This is a genomic window from Paenibacillus sp. FSL K6-1096 (assembly GCF_037977055.1).
Lineage (GTDB): Bacteria > Bacillota > Bacilli > Paenibacillales > Paenibacillaceae > Paenibacillus_AQ.
This window is the reverse complement of record NZ_CP150274.1, coordinates 2,445,568-2,462,987: the sequence shown is the minus strand read 5'-3', so window position 1 is coordinate 2,462,987 and position 17,420 is coordinate 2,445,568. Positions and strand designations below refer to the sequence as shown.

At 54.6% G+C, this 17,420-nt stretch carries 16 protein-coding genes; 11 read left to right on the top strand and 5 right to left on the bottom strand.

The window, feature by feature from the left end; translation table 11 throughout:
* Positions 1-26: 26 nt before the first annotated feature.
* Positions 27-995 carry an aldose 1-epimerase gene (locus MHI24_RS10760; protein WP_340025629.1) on the bottom strand — a complete coding sequence of 323 codons (969 nt, stop codon included), beginning with the start codon at positions 993-995 and terminating at the stop codon, positions 27-29.
* A gap of 444 nt (positions 996-1,439) precedes the next feature.
* Between MHI24_RS10760 and trpS the strand changes: the two genes are divergently transcribed.
* On the top strand, positions 1,440-2,426 hold the full coding sequence (trpS, locus tag MHI24_RS10755; protein ID WP_340025628.1) for a tryptophan--tRNA ligase: 987 nt from the start codon (positions 1,440-1,442) through the stop codon (positions 2,424-2,426).
* Here the strand turns inward: trpS and MHI24_RS10750 are convergent.
* Entirely contained in the window at positions 2,423-2,614 is a 192-nt protein-coding gene (locus tag MHI24_RS10750) for a hypothetical protein (RefSeq protein WP_340025627.1), read from the bottom strand. The two genes, trpS and MHI24_RS10750, sit on opposite strands and share 4 nt — an antisense overlap.
* A 247-nt stretch (positions 2,615-2,861) precedes the next feature.
* Positions 2,862-3,866, bottom strand: a complete 1,005-nt coding sequence (locus MHI24_RS10745; RefSeq protein ID WP_340025626.1) for a metal-dependent hydrolase — start codon at positions 3,864-3,866, stop codon at positions 2,862-2,864.
* A gap of 255 nt (positions 3,867-4,121) precedes the next feature.
* On the opposite strand from MHI24_RS10745, the gene cyoE reads away from it, so the two are divergent.
* Positions 4,122-5,048 carry a heme o synthase gene (gene cyoE / locus MHI24_RS10740; RefSeq protein WP_340025625.1) on the top strand — a complete coding sequence of 309 codons (927 nt, stop codon included), beginning with the start codon at positions 4,122-4,124 and terminating at the stop codon, positions 5,046-5,048.
* 63 nt (positions 5,049-5,111) lie between these two features.
* Entirely contained in the window at positions 5,112-5,729 is a 618-nt protein-coding gene (locus MHI24_RS10735; RefSeq protein ID WP_340025624.1) for an SCO family protein, read from the top strand.
* Positions 5,730-5,917: 188 nt separating this feature from the next.
* Here MHI24_RS10735 and MHI24_RS10730 read toward each other — a convergent pair whose 3' ends face one another.
* Both MHI24_RS10730 and MHI24_RS10725 read right to left on the bottom strand, forming a co-directional pair.
* A complete protein-coding gene (locus tag MHI24_RS10730; protein ID WP_340025623.1) occupies positions 5,918-6,277 on the bottom strand; it encodes a DNA primase in 360 nt (119 codons plus the stop codon).
* A 184-nt stretch (positions 6,278-6,461) separates the two neighbouring features.
* Positions 6,462-7,643 (bottom strand): MFS transporter, encoded by a 1,182-nt coding sequence (locus tag MHI24_RS10725; protein WP_340025622.1) that lies wholly within the window; start codon positions 7,641-7,643, stop codon positions 6,462-6,464.
* Positions 7,644-7,879: 236 nt separating this feature from the next.
* On the opposite strand from MHI24_RS10725, the gene MHI24_RS10720 reads away from it, so the two are divergent.
* The 8 genes from MHI24_RS10720 (at position 7,880) to MHI24_RS10685 (ending at position 17,392) form a co-directional block, all read left to right on the top strand.
* A complete protein-coding gene (locus MHI24_RS10720) occupies positions 7,880-8,326 on the top strand; it encodes a hypothetical protein (RefSeq protein WP_340025620.1) in 447 nt (148 codons plus the stop codon).
* A gap of 46 nt (positions 8,327-8,372) precedes the next feature.
* Positions 8,373-9,515 (top strand): transglutaminase-like domain-containing protein, encoded by a 1,143-nt coding sequence (locus MHI24_RS10715; RefSeq protein WP_340025619.1) that lies wholly within the window; start codon positions 8,373-8,375, stop codon positions 9,513-9,515.
* A gap of 112 nt (positions 9,516-9,627) precedes the next feature.
* Complete coding sequence (locus tag MHI24_RS10710; RefSeq protein WP_340025618.1) at positions 9,628-11,694, top strand: penicillin-binding protein 2; 2,067 nt, start codon at positions 9,628-9,630, stop codon at positions 11,692-11,694.
* A 66-nt stretch (positions 11,695-11,760) separates the two neighbouring features.
* Complete coding sequence (locus tag MHI24_RS10705) at positions 11,761-13,875, top strand: penicillin-binding transpeptidase domain-containing protein (RefSeq protein ID WP_340025617.1); 2,115 nt, start codon at positions 11,761-11,763, stop codon at positions 13,873-13,875.
* A 93-nt stretch (positions 13,876-13,968) separates the two neighbouring features.
* Complete coding sequence (locus MHI24_RS10700; RefSeq protein WP_340025616.1) at positions 13,969-14,748, top strand: Cof-type HAD-IIB family hydrolase; 780 nt, start codon at positions 13,969-13,971, stop codon at positions 14,746-14,748.
* 44 nt (positions 14,749-14,792) lie between these two features.
* The gene (locus tag MHI24_RS10695; protein ID WP_340025615.1) at positions 14,793-15,278 is read left to right on the top strand and encodes a DUF456 family protein; all 486 of its coding nucleotides are present in this window, start codon (positions 14,793-14,795) and stop codon (positions 15,276-15,278) included.
* Positions 15,279-15,304: 26 nt separating this feature from the next.
* A complete protein-coding gene (locus MHI24_RS10690; RefSeq protein ID WP_340025614.1) occupies positions 15,305-16,933 on the top strand; it encodes a polysaccharide biosynthesis protein in 1,629 nt (542 codons plus the stop codon).
* Between the two features lie 114 nt (positions 16,934-17,047).
* Positions 17,048-17,392: a thioredoxin family protein gene (locus MHI24_RS10685; protein WP_340025613.1), complete on the top strand. Its 345-nt coding sequence runs from the start codon at positions 17,048-17,050 to the stop codon at positions 17,390-17,392.
* Positions 17,393-17,420 lie beyond the last annotated feature (28 nt).

The window sequence follows — 17,420 nt, the reverse complement described above, 5'->3', positions numbered from 1 at the left end:
TAGGATGGTAATTATATGAAATTCACCTACTCCGGATAAATGATCTGCAAGGAGCTGTCCAGCACAATCGTCTGGTCCGGCTCAAGGGTAATCAGCCCGGTAAGGGAAGCATCCTGCGGAAGGTTGGGGGCATCCGGAAGCCAGGTCAGCGGTTCAATGCACAGGAACTGGTCTGCCTCTCCCTTGGTATACAGAATCCAGTGGCCAAAAAGATTCCGGTCAGCCGAATACCGCAGCCCGTAGCCGTCGTCGCGCATCAGCACAGCCTCGGCTGGCTGCTGCTCTGCCAGGTGCAGGACGGTGTCAAGATTCTTGCCTTGCAGGTTCAGTCCGCTGTGAAGGCTGCCTAATTCACCTAGAGGAAGCAAGCGCCCGCTGGAGAGCAGCTCTTCATTCAGCTCGCAGACCGACTCGGCCGGAAGCGTAACGTTCCAGCGTCCGGGTGTGCCGTCAAGCATGAACCATGTATGATAGCCCGCGCCGAACGGTACGGGTGCGCTGCCGAGGTGGGTGACCTTCAGGGTCTGCCGGAGCCGGGCATCCTGAAGGCGGAAGGTCATCTCTAGCTTCAGCGGCTGCGGGAACTGCCTGATCCACCCGGGGTCATCAGAGGTTATGAATTCCGTCGTTACCGCGCAGCCGTCCTCGTCTTCTTCGATATCGCTGACGCACCAGGACTGGGTGCGGTGCAGCCCGTGAATATGGTGGTCTCCCGCGTTGCGGTCGAACCGGTAGCTTGTGCCTCTGAACTCGAATTGCCCGCCGCGTATGCGCCCAGGCGGTACAAGGAGGGGAATGCCGAAATGATAAGGCTTCTGCAGATAAGCGTCCAGATCGCTCTCATCCGGCTGGCGGAGAATTTGCCGCTCCTTGATGTTGTCCCATAACGAGATTACGTTGTTGCCCAGCCGGGGCAGAAGCGTGACTTCGAGTTCCCGGCTATGCAAAATATACGTATCATAACCGTTCCACTGCCCTTTGGTCACCTGTTTCATGAGAGATATGCTCCTTTGGTAAACTGTAATCAGATCACACACACGAATACCTATATCATACCAGATTTATCCCGCGGTGGTTAGGGATTTGACAACTTCTCCGGTTCGCACTATGATGGATGCATCTATAACGGTAACAACGTGATGACAGGGACAAGTAAGCAGGGATTGTATCCTCCAGAAAGCCGGTGGCTGATGTGAACCGGCGGTGCACCTCTGACTGAATGGACCCTTGAGCGCCGCGCTCGAACAGGCTGCAAGCCTTAAGTAGACCGGCCGGCTCTTCCCCGTTAACGGAAGCCAAGGCGGCTAGTCTGTACCCTGCGTGGGCCAGGCAGCAGCGAATAAGGGTGGTACCACGGTCTCACGTCCCTTGCGGATGTGGGGCTTTTTTGCGTACTGCGCAAAGGTATGATCCAGATTAAGATGATGGAGGATAAGAGGATGAAAAAAGTATTATCAGGCATTCAGCCCAGCGGCTCGCTGACCCTCGGGAATTATATCGGGGCGATCAAGAATTTCGTCAAGCTTCAAAAAGAGTACGAGTGCTTCTTCATGGTGGTCGATCTCCATGCAATTACAGTAGCTCAGGACCCGGCAGCCCTGCGCGAGCAGTCCGAGTCGGTAGCCGCACTGTATCTGGCCGCAGGGATTGATCCTTCTATCGCGCATGTCTATATGCAGTCCCATGTGCCGCAGCATGCGGAGCTGGGATGGATTCTGACCACACTGACAGCCATGGGCGAGCTGGAACGGATGACCCAGTTCAAGGACAAATCAGCCGGCAAGGAATCGGTAGGAGCCGGTCTGTTCGTCTATCCCGCACTGATGGCAGCGGATATTCTGGTCTATAATGCCGATCTGGTGCCGGTGGGAGAAGACCAGAAGCAGCATCTGGAGCTGACCCGCGACCTGGCGGGACGCTTCAATCACCGGTTTGGTGATTTCTTCACCATTCCTGAGCCTTACATCCCTGAGGTCGGGGCGCGGATTATGTCCCTGGACGACGGAACCAAGAAGATGAGCAAAAGCGACCCGAATGCCGGCAGCCGGATCGGCCTGCTGGACCCGCCGGATGTCATCCGTAAGAAGATCAGCCGGGCCACCACTGATTCGGGACGCGAGATCGTCTTCGATCCGGCAAATAAGCCGGAGATCAGCAATCTGATGAGCATCTATGCCGAGTGCTCCGGGCTAAGCCTGCAGCAGATTGCCGACAAGTACGAAGGCCAGATGTACGGCGGCTTCAAGAAGGAGCTGGGCGAGGTAGTGGTTGCGCTCCTTGAACCGCTGCAGCAGAGATACCAGGAGATCCGCAGCTCCGGCATGCTAACCGATATTCTGGCGCAGGGTGCCGAGCGTGCGCGCGAGAACGCTGCCCGGACGCTGGCGGAGGTGAAGGAGCGGATGGGCTTCCTGCCTCTCCGTTAAGAAGAGGGTTGCTTGCTCTCGGCCTTGCGTCTCAGGCGGGCCTTCACGATGAAGCCCCAGCCGATGTTCATCACGCACAGGAAGCCGAGCAGCAGCGCGAGCCAGATATTGTAGCTGATGGAGATGGAAGCGGCGGTAAGAATAAGAATTGAAGAGCAGGCGAACCACAGTGACAGACCTTTACCCATTGTCCAGCCTTCCTTTCTGCTGCAATAGCGATCGAATGAATCCCGGTGTGCTTTTTGGCCTGCCGGGATTTTTAATGTTCATTTTTATGTTCAGAAGAGGAATCCACTTTTATTGTAGATTGTGCCTTATGCTCATCCAGACGTCAAGGGAAGGACACCAGCACAGAAGGAGCCACCCCTGGCCGCCACAGCACGGCTTACGGGATGGCTCCTCACTTCCTGATAGCTGATATGAAGTTCATTCCTGCTACAGCTTAACTGTTCCGGGATCAATGGCGAACCGCTCATCAAGCTTCTCGCTGCTGAGCCAGCCGACATACGTATTCAGCGGACGGTACTCATGGTCCATGACCAGCACGGCAACGAACGGGAATTGCTTGCGGTGTAAATAACGGACATCGCCCCAGCGTACAATATAACCGGAGGGCAGCTCTTCAACCTCGGCAACAGCAGATGAGGTGAAGTACAGGAACGCCTGAATATCGGGGTGAGCCTTGGAATGTTCGACTGCAGGGTGAGTGGAGCACACCGCATGCTTGAACCATTCCAGCCGCCCGTTATTCAGCGACCCGACATTGTAGCTGCCGTCGGGCTTGGCTTTGACCACATTCCAGCGGGTCGGCGAGATGGTCGGTATCACAATATAACGGTCTCCGGCATCATGATGAACGTCTTTGTTCTTAATACTGCGTGTAATTCGCGCATGGACCATCGTCCGCCAGATGTAGTACAAGACGATGCTGGCGTACAGCGTAATGAACAAGGGAGCGGGCGGCACGATGCCGGTGATCCAGAGTATAATCGCCGCAGCATGGCTGCCGAAGATGAACGGATCGAAGATATGAATGATGTTCCAGGCGATCCATTTCTCGGTGAACGGGCGGGCGGCCTGGGTCCCGTAGGTATTGAACAGATCAGTGAAGACGTGCACGGCCACGCCGATGAAGCTCCAGAGCGCAATGTGGCTCAGGCTATGCAGGTCTGTCAGCCCGAAGAGGGGTCCGATGACCACCGTAATCAGCGCGGGCCACAGCAGCAGAAAGGGCAGAGAATGGGTGATTCCCCTGTGGTTGCGGATATATACCGCATTATCCTTCAGACGAAGGGCGGTATCGGCATCCGGTGCCTGAGAAGCCAGTACAGTGGCTACCATGACCGCTCCGGCAAGTGTCCCGCTGGAAGCGACGGCAGGATCGACGAAGGACAGACCGGCAAGCCCAAGTCCCATAACAAAATGTGTAGCGGTATCCATTGGTCAGATCTCCTTTGTACGGAAGTTCCCTATTAATAACTACCCAATTTTGTACTTAGTTATTTAGGGGGCAGGAAATTAAGTGTTGTCACGTAATTGTCGAATTAATGAACATCATGGTCAATGATTGTCAAAGTCTTTCCTAGTTTGCTATGATAAAGTTAACAGCGGAGCGAGTAAAATTATCCAATCACCGGATGGTCACTCATGCTCCGGCGGAAGGTTAGAAGTTCCCTAGAAGGAGGAACCCCACACGTGGACAATCAATTAAGATACCAAGCTTCTGATTCCGCATCCATGTCCGCCAAATCGCCGGAAGGCGCAAGCTGGCGTGACTTTATTACCGTAACGAAGCCGGGCATCATCCGCTCCAATCTGATCGCTGCATTTGCTGGCTACTGGGTGGCATCAGGCTGGGAGGTGCAGTACGGCCGCCTGCTGCTGACGCTGCTCGGCACCATGCTGGTGATGGCCTCGGCCTGTGTGTTCAATAATTATTTTGACCGCGATCTCGATATGAAAATGGAACGGACCCGGGAACGCGGACTGCCTACAGGCAGGCTGAAGCCGGGAACCGTACTGGTCTACGGCATATGTCTCGGCATTGCCGGGCTGGCGGTGCTGTTCATCTTCTGCGGTATGCTGGCCGGATGGTTCGGTGTATTGGGCATGTTCGTTTATGTTGTAGTATACACCCTCTGGCTCAAAAGAACCTCCACCTGGAGCACCTCGGTAGGTGCAATCTCCGGGGCTATGCCGCCGGTCATCGGCTATGTGGCGGTTACAGGGAAGGTGGATCTTGGAGCCTGGCTGCTGTTCGCCATGCTGTTTCTGTGGCAGCCGCCCCACTTCTGGGCGCTCGGCATCCGCCGCAAGGAGGAGTACAGGGCCGCAGGCTTCCCTCTGCTTCCGGTAGTGAAGGGGACGCGCCGCACCAAGTTCCAGATGATTCCTTATGTGGCGCTGCTGCTTCCGGTACCTGTGCTGATGTACGCCTATGATTATGCAGGCATTTATTATCTGATTGTATCGCTGGCTCTGTCGGTTGCCTGGCTCTACTTAACCTTAATCGGCCTGAAGGCGAAGGATGATGATGCCTGGGCCAAGAAAAACTTCCTGTTCTCCATTAATTATCTGACACTCAGCCTGATCGCCCTGGTGCTGAATACGATTCACGTATAACACTCCTGCGGCTCCGGCCCCTTAGTTAGTGTACTCATTCTTTGAATTATGGGAGGTTGTCCTGTGCAGACCCTGAAACGCTACAAATGGACCTGGCTTCTTCTGCTGATTGCAGTGATTATGGCGGTCTTTCTGGCCGTGCAATCCTTTGGCTTCGGAGAGAAGAAGCTGCCGGTGATCGGGCAGGTGCAGGACTTCTCCCTGGAGAATGTGGACGGCAAGCAGATCCGGCTCGCGGACACGGAAGGTACGGCTAGACTGGTCTATTTCTTCTTCACCGTATGCCCGGATGTATGTCCTATTACCACTTATATGCTGTCCGAGACGCAGGATCTGCTGGTTAAGGACGGCAGCTTCGGCAAGGATGTCAAGTTCGTCTCGATCTCGTTCGACCCGGAGAATGACACACGGGAAGCGATTAAGGCGTTCGGCGACAAGTTCCATGCGGATTATAACGGATGGTATTTCCTGCGGGGAGACCAGGAGCAGGTGCGCAAGCTGGCGGCCGATTCCTTCAAGGTGCTGATCTACGGCACGAGCAAGGATGATTTCGCCCACGCCAACCTGATCGGGCTGGTGGATAAGAACAATCAGCTTCGGGGTCTATATGATGCCGGGGACACGGAGAATGTGACGCCGGAATTCCTGGCTAAGGCTGTGAAGAAGCTGGCGCGTGAATAGTGAATTGCACAGAAAGAGCGTCCCTGCAGCCGTGAATGGTTGCCTGGGACGCTCTTTTTTTGAGATGGGGAATATATGCGAAAAACCGATTACATTCGGCGTTGCTTGGGCGTGTGGGCCAAACGCCAACACCATTGGCCCACACGCCCAGGTGTCCACATGATAAGCTGCGAGGTTCACACCATTAATTACCCTTCATGCTCCTGGCCGTAAGGCTGCGGATAGATAATGTATTCCTCAAGCCCGGCCTTCTCAAGTTGGGTGATGTTGTATTCATCAGGCGTGCCCTCGACTCCGGCATACCCCTTGCGGGTATACATATGTACTGCATCGGGAAAAGCGTCGCTCAGCACGCCGCGGATTTTTTTGCCCGAGCTGTCATTGTCCATATAAAGGTAGACCTCCCCGTCCCGGATCGTGTTGCGCAGCGACTCCAGCTTAAGAGTGTTCAGGGTGCCGAAGGTGCACAATATGTCAACTTCCGGACGAAGCAGGCGTCTCAGCCGGCTCCGGTCATTCTTGCCTTCTACAATAATCGTGATGGACATCAGCATTCAGCTCCCGGATCTGGTTGATATGAGCTTATTGTACCTAAGCTTCGCTATTTTTAACAGTAAGCGTACTACAATATGTATTCATTCCCCGGGAAATGTCGTAAAAAATATCCCCGCACAGCAAACAATCACCCGCTGGGACAAATGCGGGTGATTGCTGGCGAATCGGGGCTAATCCTCAGGCAGCATGGCCGTTCCAGTCCGGGGCGTAGGCGGCTAACTTGCCCGGCCGGCCCGGCGGCAGAAGCAGAAGGGCGGTCATCAGCAGGAGGAAGGCGATGAAATAAGGGGAGACATAGCCCCTTAGCTGTCCGGCCGCTACCGGCCCGGCGAAGGCCCCGAGAGACATGGCGATGGATTGCAGCGAGAAGGTGCGGCCCAGCCGCCCGCCCCCGCCCAGACTGATGAACAGCGAGGCCATAGCGGGGAATAAGATCCCTTTGGCTGCGCCGAGCAGGAAGAGCACCGCTCCGGCAGGAAGGCTGCGGAAGGCGGCCAGGCTGAAGAAGCAGATGGCCATGAACAGCAGGGCGGCGGCAATACGGATGCCCGGCTCGAAGCGGTTCAGGAAGAACAGGCTTAGGGTTACAAGCGCTCCCAGGCTGAGCAGGGAGAGCAGAATGCCTGTGGACATGATGCCGTCCGCCCCTTGCGAAAGGGGAAGCTCGAAGAAGAGCACGCCCTGTGAGCAGGAGACGAAGAAGGGCAGCAGATAATAGCGCTTCGACACAGGAGCCGGGGCAAGGGAGCCGTCTGGCGGCGCAGCCAGCTTCTGCTGCACGTCCAGAGCAGGCTTCTGTACCGCCAGCGCCGGAGCATGCTTCGGCACACTGAAGAAGGCCATCACGCCGGTGAAGATCAGCAGCCAGCCCAAGGTGCTGAAGGTGCCGGAATATCCGGCTTTGGCTACGATGAAGGCACCGGCGGCCGGTGAGACCACCGAGGCCAGCGTGTGGATGATGCCATGCCCCGACATGTATTTGCCCTGAGTCACCGGATTGGAAGAGAGCGAGGCCAGCAGGGTCATACAGGCAGGTGAGAGGAAGGCCAGGGCGAAGCCGCTCGCTGCGCGGAGCAGCAGCAGATGCCACGGCAGCTGGGCGTGTGCCTGAAGCAGCAGGATGATTCCTGCTGCGGTAAGCGCAAAGACGATATAGCGGCGGCTGCCATTGCGGTCAACGAGGACACCTGCCAGGAGATTGCCGGGGAGGTGGGTCAGCGAATACATGCCCATCATCCAGCCGATGAAGGCTGGGCCCGCTCCCAGAGAGATGGCAAATGGCGTCAGAATCGGGTACTGGGCATGCAGATCGAAGAAGGCCAGGAAGAGGAACAGATACAGCCACAGTGCGGTTTTCACAGATATCACCTCCAAATGGGTAAGCGGCCGGCGGGTCTCACGCGGACAGGTCCGGCAGGAAGATACGGCCTACTTGTACTTTACGTGCGCCTGAGGGGGCTTATACCACTTTCTTGGCCCGGGTCTGTATGCGTTCCGGCAATCCGGTAACCATGAATTATAAGAGGTATTCATGTATAATAATTATTATTTATGTAATGAGTGGCGAAATTTGCGATTGGGGTGTTGTGAAATTGATGAATCCGGAAGTATGGTCACAGTTTATTAGAGAGAATTGGCTGGTTATTGTTATTGCGCTCGTCCTGCTGTTTGCCGTTATTAACCTGGTGAAGACGGTGCTGAAATGGGCTATTGTTATCGTTATTGTTGCGGGGCTGTTCATTTATAGCGGAGTGACTATGGACCAGATCGGTAATGCCGTTAACCAAGTGGCGGACGGAACGGTCAGCACATTGAAGAAAGAAGCGCAGGAGGTCATGCTCAAGGAAGCGCAGGATGCGGTGTATACCTCAGGCGGTGACGGGACCTTCACCATCACTACACCGAATCTGGAAGTGAAGGGCTCCGCCGCAGAGGACAAAGTGGAGGTGATCTTCCGCGGAGTCAGCCTGGGCAAATGGAGCGTGAATGATACCACCAAGAGCTTCATTGATGAAGCCCGGAAGCATCAGAGCAGCAAATAACCGTGCAATGCAATCATTGTGATCCGCAGCAGAAGGAGGGATAGAGATGCTGAATAGCTGGATCGAGAGTCTAAGTGAAGCCAATATCATCTCGATAATTCTGCTGGTGGTGGTCTTCTTCTCCGCCCTCCAGGGCTGGGCCCGCGGCTTCCGGCGGGCTGCCGGAGGGCTGTTCGGGCTGCTCGGCTCAGGACTATTAACCGCAGCTTCGCTGGTCATGGCGGTTCCGGCAGCGGTCTATCTCTCCCCCGAAGTTGCAGCCTGGGCAGCCGGGATAACTCTGCCGGATGCCAAGCTAAGCCAATGGCAGCAGATCTACTATACCGGGGTATCCGTGCTGACGAATTCGCCGGTTGTGCGGTTTATGCTGCTGCTTCTGCTGTGCTACAGCCTGATCCGGCTGCTGCTGTCCTTGCTGTTCCTGCTGCTGCCCGGCCGCCTGCCGCGTCTCTCTGGAGGGGCGTCCGGCCGAATCACAGGCGCCAGCCGGTTAAGCGGAGCGGTCCTTGGGGCCGCCGCCGGGGTTGCCCGGGCGCTGGTTGTGGTCTTCGTCCTCTATATCAGCGTGGCCTTAAGCCCGGACAGCACCTTCAGCCGTTATGTGCAGTCCTCGCCGATCTACAGCCAGAGTGCGCAGGCGGTATTTGAGCCGCTGGCCGGGGAACAGGTCAGAGGGAAGCTGCCGGTGCTGACCAAGGCGGTAGCTGCAGAGATGAGCGATATTCTGCGCCGCAAATATGAAGTGATTGATCATGATATATCGGCGGATATTGCCGGTGCAGCCGAGGATATTGCCGGACAGGCTGACGGGGATGAAGAGAAGGCCCGGCTGCTGTATGACTGGATTGGCTCACGCATTGCCTACGACTATAGCAAGGCCGAGAACTATGAGCAGCGGCGGATCTGGAAGGAGCAGACCCCGCAGGAGACTTTTGATACAAGACTAGGGGTGTGTATTGACTACGCGCGTCTCTATGCGATGATGGCCCGTTCACAGGGGCTTCAGGTGCGGGTAGTTACCGGCAAAGGTTACGACGGCCAGGGCAGCTATGGCCCCCATGCCTGGAATGAGGTCTACCTCAGCGGCAGCAAGACCTGGATTCCGCTCGATTCGACCTGGGCCAGCAGCGGGGACTGGTTTAATCCGGAGGATTTCGATACCACCCATATCAAGGAGAATATTCTTTGAGGTGGAAGCAGGGGCTCTTTCATCTATGGTACAATAGCAGCGGGTAAGAAGAGCACTTTGCCGATAGGTTAAGAACAAACATATGCAAATGAAATAAGGAGAGGACTTTGCTGTGAAATGGTTCGGCAGGCCGGGCTCCCGCCCGGATGATCAGGTGACCCGCAACTCGGTGAGCTTACGGATTAATCTGTTTTTCTTCGGCACTTTTTTTATTTTTGTAATCATTATGATCCGCCTGGCAGGACTTCAGTTTGTGGAGGGTGCAGAGCTTACCGAGACGGAATCCAGCCGTGAGACGAAGGATGTTCCGCTGGCGGCAATCCGGGGTAACATCCTTGCAGCGGGCGGTGAGAAGCTTGCCTACTCCACCCCGGTTCAGTCGTTGTATATCACGTTAACCCAGGAATATACGGCCAGGGCCAAGAATAAGGACACCGGCTTGCTGGAATACACGGCGGAAGCCAAGGCATTGACTGCTTCGCTGGTGGACCGGCTGGCCTCGGTTTTTGAACAGTATGGAGATCCCGCTGCGGCCAAGAAGCCTGCCAAGGAGGAAATTCTTGCTTCACTGGACCTCGATTACAAGAAATCGCCAGGGTATATGCCGCGTAAGATCAAGACGGGCCTGACGCTGGAAGAGGTCGCCCATCTGCTGGAGAACAGGGAGCGCTATCCGGGGATAGCGGTAGTGGAGGAGAGCTTGCGCCATTACGACAAGGATACCGTGGCCGTTCAGACCGTAGGGTTTACGAAGCTGTTCAAGTTCACAGAGGACTACAATCTATATAAGAATATCCGTCATGCCATGAAGCAGACAGGGGCCGACCCGGGGCTGAGCTACAGGGAGGACGAATTCGTCGGCATTTACGGTCTGGAGCAGCAGTACCAGCGTGAGCTTAGAGGCAAGAACGGTTATCTGACCCTCTCGGTGAATGCGCAGAATATGGCCAGGGAAGTTGTCGCTACAGTTCCGCCGGTCAAGGGCCACGATATCTGGACAACGATCAATAAGAAGGTGCAGATGCAGACGGAGCAGGCGATTGCAGATCAGCTCACATGGCTGCATCACAATCCGGTACAGGGTAAAACCCATACTGCCGCACTTACCGGGTACGCCGTAGCGATGGAAGTGGATACGGGCAACGTTGTCGCCATGGCCAATATGCCGGACTATGATACGAATGTCTGGAATACCGAGAGGCTGGAGCCGGAAGTGTACGAGAAGATTGAGGATTTTTACCGGAACGGCACCATTACCCAGATTTCCTCCGGTGTCTCCGGCAATGGCCTGCCCTCACTGATTTACCTTGGTTCAACGATTAAACCGTTAAGCGTATTAATTGGCTTGAATGAAGGTTTATTCACTACCAGCGATACTTATCAGGACAAAGGGATTGCTTATTTCGGCAAAAATGACAGCTCGTCCGTGAGAAATTCTTCCGGTCATGTGCTGGGCAAACTCAGTCCTGCGGAGGCCATTCAGGAATCCTCCAATGCTTTTATGATTGATATGATCGGTAACCCTCTGTATAAGAAGTATCAAGGTGACTCTGTCAGGGTATGGGATAAGTATTTGAAAGACTTCGGTCTAGGAGTGTCCACGCAGAGCGGGCTTCCCGGTGAAAGCGCCGGAGTTGCCGACTACCTCGATACGGAAAGTGCCGGCTCTGTGCAATCGGCAATGGTCTACGCCTCCTTCGGACAGAAGGGGAAATACACGGCGCTGCAGCTTGCCCAGTATACGGCCATGCTGGCTAATGAAGGGAAGCGGCTCAAGCCGCAGCTGGTTAGCAGGATTACAGATGCCGAAGGTAATACGGTTAAAGAGTTTGGCCCGGAAGTGCTGAATACGGTCTCGTTTGCCCCTTCGTATTGGAAGGAGGTCAAGCGGGGGATGAATACGGCAGTGAAGGCGTTTGACGGATTTCCGTATGATTTTGCCCGTAAGACGGGAACCTCAGAGATGGAAGCCTATGGTGCAATCCGCGACAACGGGGTATTCATTGCCTATGCCCCGCGGGAGAATCCCAAGCTGGCGGTGGCGGTAATCATTCCGGAAGGCGGCTTTGGAGCGCTAAGTGCAGCGCCGGTGGCCCGGAAGATTTTTGAAGCCTATGACGCTGAATACGGGCTGGACGGCATTCCCAAGAAGAATGTCCGCGTGTCAACAGCAGACTAACGGGTTATTGGGTAAGAGAAGAAGCATGATGTTTTATGGAATTGAGATGTAGAGGAGTGAAAAACTGTGGGTGTTTTCCGAAAGCAGGCCTCCCCCCCGGACGAGAAGGACAGCAAGAGCACGCTGGGCCTGCGGCTTAACGTGTTTTTCTTCAGCACGTTTATTATTTTCTGCGTTATTATTATCCGTCTTGCTGTAATCCAGTTCGTCGAAGGGCCCACACTGACCGAGGTGGAGACCAGCCGGGACACCAAAAGTGTGCCGCTCGCTTCCATCAGGGGATCGATTCTGGCCGCCGGCGGGGAAAAGTTAGCGTATTCCAGCTCCGTGCAGACGCTATATGTTACGCTGACACAGGAATATACCGCGAAGATGGTCGACAAGGAGACGGGAGTCAGCTCCCTGAAGCCGGAAGCGAGAGCCAATGCGTATGCCCTGGCGAATAGCCTGGTAGCGAAATTCAACGAGTATGGCGATCCGAATGGCGAGAAGCTGACAGTCAATGATGTGATCAGCTCCTTTGACCTGTATTTCAAGAAATCGTCGGGCTATGTGGCCCGCAAAATCAAGTCCGGTCTGACGACCAAGGAAATCGCCTATTTCATGGAGCACAAAAGCGAATACCCGGGGCTTGAGATTGTGGAGGAAGGCATCCGTCATTACGACAAGGACACCGTTGCGGTGCAGACTGTGGGGTACATCAAGCCCTTCAAATCCTCCAATACGCTCGACATTTACAAAAATATTCAGAACGCTATGAAGAAAATCGGCGCAGACCCCGGGCTTAATTACAAGGATGATGAATTTGTCGGCTTCGACGGTCTGGAGCTGCAGTATCAGCGCGAGCTGCGCGGCAAGAACGGCTATCAGGTGATCTCAGTTAATCCGCAGAACATGGCTGAGAAGATCGAGAAGGTGGTTCCGCCTGAAAAGGGGAATGATATCTGGACCACCATCAACAAAAATGTTCAGCTTAAGACGGAGCAGGCCATTCTGGACCAGATCCGCTGGCTGCATTCGAATACCGTTCAGGGAAAAACCCATCCGGATGCCTTAACGGGATATGCTGTAGCGATGGAGGTGGATACCGGAAATATTGTGGCCATGGCCAGTATGCCTGACTATGACACCAATGTCTGGACTGCACCTAAGCTCGAAGCAGATGTCTGGAACAAAATTATGAACAATTATCAGAACGGGACGATCACACCGTATTCTTCAGGACTCTCGGGACATGGCTTCAGTTCATCCGTTTTCTTGGGATCGACCATTAAGCCGCTCACTGTATTGATCGGGCTGGAGGAAGGCTTTATCACTACGCATACCTCCTATACCGATACAGGAAGCACGAAATTCGGTAAAGCCGGGCATGAAACTACCGTCCGGAATGCGGGCGGACACAGTTACGGTTATTTTAGAACACCGGCAGATGCGATTGAGAAATCGTCCAACGTCTTTATGATCGATAAGATCGGAAAGAAGCTGTACGAAAAGTACGGTGGCAAGGGCGTAGAGAAATGGGATAAATACATGAAGGACTTTGGCCTTGGTGTAGCCACAGGAGTAGGCTTGCCTAATGAGTACAAAGGATTCCTGAACTACTTCAAAGAAGCGGAGAGCGGCAGTGTCCAATCTGCCCTTGTATATGCCTCTTTCGGACAGCAGGGAAGCTACACAGCGTTGCAGCTCGCCCAATATGCCTCGACGATTGCCAATCAGGGAGAGCGGATTAAGCCGCAATTAGTCAGTAAAATCACTGATTCCTCCAATAACGTTGTGAAAACCTTTGGGCGTGAAGTGTTAAGTAAAGTGGATTATGATAAGTCCTATTGGAACGAAGTGATTAGGGGAATGAAGAGTAAGGTCAGCAGCTTTGATGACTTCCCTTATGATTTCGCCCGCAAGACAGGGACGTCACAGCAGCAGGGAAAAGGACAATTGCGAGATAACGGGGTGTTTATTGCTTTTGCCCCGCGTAATAATCCTAAGCTGGCTGTGGCTGTGGTCATCCCGGAAGGGGGCTTCGGCTCCAACAGCGCCGCACCGGTTGCACGCAAGATCTTCGACGCGTATGACTGGGAATACGGGCTGGACGGTGTGCCGAAGAAGAGCCTGAAGCCTGCTGATGGCGGAGCTGACGGGGGCAAAGGCACAGATAATACTGCCGCAACAAATAACTGATATAATAAACTGGACGTCTGACGGATTCTCAGTAATACCAAAATATACAGATGCTCTGAGCAAGAAGAGCATACAAGAATGGAGGGGTGGCAGATGACTGCCAAATACCGCCTGCTTGCATTGGATATGGATGGAACCCTGCTGAATGATGAACAGAAGATTACCCCGCTTACAGTGGAATGGATCAAGAAAGCGATGGAGGCCGGTGTTCATGTCTGCCTGTCCACCGGACGCTCTGTGCGCAGCGCAATGCCCTATGCAGAGCAGCTTGGCCTGGAGACTCCGATGATTATGGTCAACGGCAGTGAAGTCTGGCGCGGGCCGGGTGAATTGTACCGCCGGTCATTGATGGATGTGGAGCTGGTTAAGCAGATGCACCGGATTGCCGAAGAATTCGATATCTGGTTCTGGGCGTATTCCGTTGACGAGGTGTACAACCGGGATAGCTGGGATGGAGAGATTGACAGCCGGGAGTGGCTGAAATTCGGCTACTCTACGGAGGATGATGATATCCGCCATGAACTGCTGATGAAGCTGCAGAACCTGGGCGGGCTGGAGATTACCAACTCCTCGCCGTTCAACCTGGAGATTAATCCGCTTGGCGTCAATAAGGCGTCTGGGATTCTGGAGGTCTGCAAGCTGCTGGGCATCAAGATGTCAGAGGTTGTTGCTGTCGGCGACAGCCTCAACGATCTGGCGGCGATTCAGCAGGCCGGCTTCGGCGTGGCGATGGGTAATGCCCAGGAGGTCGTGAAGCAGGAAGCGGATGCGGTTGTCGCTACGAACAATAATGACGGGATTGCGGAGGTAATTCGTAAGTACATTCTTACCGAAGCCGAAGCACCGGCTGGACGGATATCCAAGCGGGCTTAAATGTTGATTCAGTTGTTCATTCTGAACGTTAGGAGTTGGAGGCATTGACGATCCTGGGTTGGATTCTGATTATTGCTTTGTTTGCAATCGGGCTGGCCGGAGCGGTATATCCGATCCTGCCCGGCGCCTTGGCGATTTACCTGGCCTTCTTCGTGTATGGCTGGTTCTTCTCCTTCGACCCCTTCGGTCCGTTGTTCTGGATTGCCCAGACCCTGATTGTGGTTGTGCTGTTCGTTGCCGATTATGTCGTCGGGGCGTGGGGGGTCAAGAAGTTCGGCGGCTCCCGCGCCTCTGTGATCGGCAGCACCATCGGCATCATTGCCGGTCCGTTTCTGATTCCGGCGTTCGGCCTGATCCTTGGGCCGTTCCTGGGTGCTCTGATCGGCGAACTGATTGCCGGTTCTGCGTTCAACAAGGCGGTTAAGGTCAGCTTCGGCTCCCTGCTCGGGCTGTTCAGCAGCACCGTTGTCAAAATTATTCTCCAGATTGCTATGGTCGTCCTCTTCTTTATCTGGATCGGACGGTATTAAATTTATTGTGAAGAAGGCGAAACAGCTTGTCCACCAAGAAGGAATCTTTTGTTAAAGGCACGCTTATTCTGGCTGCTGCCGCGCTTGTCGCCCGTGTCCTCGGGCTGGCCCAGCGGGTGCCGCTGGAGCACTTATTCAATGTAACCGGGAACGCTGCATTCACGCAGGCCAACAATGTGTATCTACTGCTGCTGCCGCTGGCGACAGCCGGTATTCCCAGCACGCTGAGCAAGATGGTATCAGAGCGCTACGCGCTGAACCGCCCGCATGAAGCAGAGCAGGTGTACCGGGCAGCACTGATCTTTGCCGCTGCTGTAGGTGTGATTATGAGTGTAACCCTCTACATAGTTGCTCCGTATTACGCAGAGTCCAGTAAGGTTCCCGAGAGCACACTAGCGATCCGGGCGATAGCCCCGGCCCTGCTCCTGTTCCCCGCAATTGCTATGATGCGCGGCTACTTCCAGGGGCGCAATAATATGATGGCCGGCGGCATCTCGCAGATTGTGGAGCAGATCGCCCGGGTATCCACGGCGATTCTACTGGCCTTCATCCTGCTGCGCCAGGGCTACAGCAATACCTGGATGGCGGCAGGCGCTTCCTTCGGCAGCGTGCTGGGCAGCATCGCCGCCTTCGGTGTGATGCTGTATTACGCAAGAAAGCTGCGGCGGAGCGAGGAGCAATTCTCCCTCTATGAATCGAGCGAAGCCCGGCTGCCGCTGCTGGGGATCTACAAAGATATTTTCAAGCTGTCGATCCCGATTGTATTATCCTCCGTAACGGTGCCGGTTGTGAACTTCATTGATACTACCTTCATTGTTCCACTGCTTAGCGGGCAGATCGGCCTGGAAGCAGCGACTAATGCGCTCGGGATCTTCGGCAGCCGCGCCCAGAGCGTTGCCGGTATTCCTCCGGTGTTGTCGATTGCCCTTAGTGCTTCGCTGATTCCAATCATTTCGGCGGCATACGCGCGTAAAGATGAGCAGCATCTGCAGCGTCAGGTCACACTGGCCATGCGGGTCTCGATTCTTACAGGTACACCGGTTGTAGTCTCGCTTGTGGTGGCTGCCTACTCGGTGAACGGCCTGCTGTTTAAATCCCTGGACGGCAGCGGCATTGTGGCGATGCTGACACTAGGGACGATTTTCCAGATTACGATGATGACCACCAACTCGATTCTGCTCGGCATGGGCAAATCGCGGATATCGATGTACTACGTGCTGGCCGGGCTTATTGTGAAGTTCGCAGCCAACTTCCTGTTCAGCCAGTTGTTCGGCATTTATGGCATTATCGGCTCTACGGCCCTATGCTTCATTGTTATTACATTGCTGAATCTGCGGATGCTGAAGCGAATTGTTCCCTTCTCCATTCTCGGCAAGCGCTGGGGCGGCTTCGCGGTTGCGGTCCTGGCCTCGGCCGGAATCGGCTATGGGCTGAATGAAGCGGGAATTATGATGATCCATCTGATGCCGGCCCGCCTGGCCTTCCTGATTACCTGTCTTGTGGTTGGGGCGGCGGTAGTCCTAGTTTATCTTGTTCTGCTGATTATTTTGGGTGTGCTCAGCAGCCAGGAAATCGCCGGATATCCCCGTCCGCTGCGTAAGGTGCTGGCTCCACTCATGAAGCTGCAGCCTGCCCGTGTGCGTGCCGGAGAATAATGATGTGACAATTGTCTGATTTTGTCTTTTTTATTTGACTTATTCCGTACATTTTGCTTCACTTAAAGAGCAAGCGTCGTGTGTAACCGTCTTAGAGAAGGGAAGGGGTAACAGATGGACAAAATCAGCTCACCTGCCGAGTTCCAGGTGGCCATTCAGTCGCCTCGTCTGACCGTGGCTGTATTCAAGGCTGACTGGTGCTCGGATTGCAAATTCATTGACCCGTTCATGCCTGAGGTAGAGCAGCAATATGCAGACCGGCTTACCCTGGTTGAAGTGGATGTCGATGCGGTAGGCGATGTCAGCCAGGAACAGAATATTCTGGGCATTCCAAGCTTTGTCGCGTATACCGACGGACGGGAACTGGTCCGGTTTGTGAACAAGCTCCGCAAGTCCCGTGAGGAGATCGAGACCTTCCTGAACCGGGCGCTGGAGGTATATCTCAGCATCCACAAGTAACGCAGCAGGCAGCACCGCTTTCGCCCTA